Source organism: Actinomadura darangshiensis, assembly GCF_004349235.1.
GTDB classification, from domain to species: domain Bacteria; phylum Actinomycetota; class Actinomycetes; order Streptosporangiales; family Streptosporangiaceae; genus Spirillospora; species Spirillospora darangshiensis.
In genome coordinates this window covers 1-1,771 of record NZ_SMKY01000600.1, presented here as the reverse complement: position 1 = coordinate 1,771, position 1,771 = coordinate 1, and the positions used below count along the sequence as shown (strand labels likewise).

Sequence of the window (1,771 nt, the reverse complement as noted above, 5' to 3'; positions counted from 1 at the left end):
CCCCTTCCGCAGGCGCCACCCCTCCCGCAGGCGCCACCGCCTCCGCCCGTTCCGCCGCCCACGCCGGAGCCGCAGCCCGCGCAGGCGCCGTCGGCCGTGCCGGAGCCGTCCCCGAACGAGGTCGGCTATCTCGACCGGTGCCGGCTCGTCTGGGAGGACGCCAGCCGCTCCCTCGCCGCCTTCCACGCCGCCACCGAGCACGCGCTCACCCTCCGCAACGACGAGATCGCCGGGCGAAAGCCGCGCGGGCGCTTCGAGCAGCTCATGGCGGAGGCCGACCGGCGGCTGCGGGCGGACGCGGCGCAGCTCCGCGAGGAACTGGCCCGGGTGGAGCCGCAGGTCACCCCGGAGGCGGCGCCGTTCGACGCGCCCGCCTGGCTGACCTGGCGGCCGCGCGCCGACCTGGCCGAGGGGATGCTGCTCGGCAGGCTGTCGGCCGCCGAGCTGCCCGGCCTGCGGGTGCCGCTCGTCCTGCCGCTGCCCTGGCGGCGTGCCGTGTGGATCTCGCGCGGCACCGTGCCCGGCGACTCGGCCGCCTACGCCTGGTCGCTGGTGACCCGGTTCCTGGCCGCGGTCCCGCCCGGGGTCGTCGGCCTGGACGTGATCGACGCGGTGGGCCTGTCCGGCGCCGGCTGGCTGCACGGCTTCGACCCGGCCACCACCGCCCGCCTGCTCGGCGGCGGCGTGGCCACCGGCCCGGCGGCGGCCGACCGCCTGCGCCGCCTCCTCGACCTGGTGGACCTGCGCCTGATCGGCGGCGAGGACGACCGGCCGTCCGCCGATCCGCCGGTGCGCCTGGCGATCATCCTGGACGCGGGGGCCGCGCTCGAAGGCGAGGACGCCCACCACGTTCTCCGCCTGGTCGAGGACGGTCCGCCGGCCGGCGTCCCGGTGATGCTGGTGGAGACCGACGCGTCCGCCGCCGAGTCCGTGCGCGCGCTGCGGGTCCGCCAGTCCTGCAACGACCTCCCCTCCAGCGAGGGCCCCGTCGCCGACTCCTGGGTGGGCGCGGAGTGGACCCTGACCCCGGAGGTCCTTCCGGACGCCGGTGCCGGCACGCACGCCCCGGCCCTGTTCAGCCACGTCCTCGCCACCCACGCCCGCAGCACCGCCCCCCACGACTGACTGGGCAGCTTTCGAAAGGTTTCGCGGGAAGCGTGGATGCCTGACGCCGTGAATGTTCAAGAATTGGACGAGCGGATCATTCGGTCACTGTCTTAGCAGGTCGCTGCCGAAATGGAACGGTCTAGATTCGAAGGCCGCTCCGAAATGTTTCGAAAAGAATCGTTGACACTGTCGTAACGCCGCGCGCATACTCGCTCCCGATCGGCCGTTTCGCCGCGGGATCCGCCACCGGCCCGGCGGATCGCCCGGCGGGACGGCCTGGCTCCCCGCCAGTGCTCTCCCGAGGAGGAAGCATGCACGAGCACGACCACGCAGCCCGCCCGATCAACCGCAGGAGCTTCATCGGCGGCGCCGGTGCCCTTGCCGTGGCGATGGTCGCGTCCGCGGCCGTGCTGCCCGGCACCGCGAACGCCGACACCACCATCACCACGAACCAGACGGGCACCAACAACGGGTACTACTACTCGTTCTGGACCGACGGCGGCGGATCGGTCTCGATGACGCTGAAGTCCGGCGGCAGCTACAGCACGAACTGGAGCAACGTCGGGAACTTCGTCGCGGGCAAGGGCTGGAGCAACGGCGGACGCAGGACCGTCAACTACTCCGGCAGCTTCAACCCGTCCGGCAACGCCTACCTCGCCCTGTA

The 1,771-nt window shown here is 73.3% G+C and carries 2 protein-coding genes; both read left to right on the top strand.

The annotated features are described in order from the left end of the window. On the top strand, positions 1-1,125 hold a 1,125-nt coding region (locus tag E1293_RS46815; protein ID WP_207939556.1), incomplete at its 5' end, for a serine/threonine-protein kinase. Between the two features lie 293 nt (positions 1,126-1,418). After that, a partial coding sequence (locus E1293_RS46810; protein WP_132206566.1) for a glycoside hydrolase family 11 protein occupies positions 1,419-1,771 on the top strand: 353 nt, incomplete at its 3' end.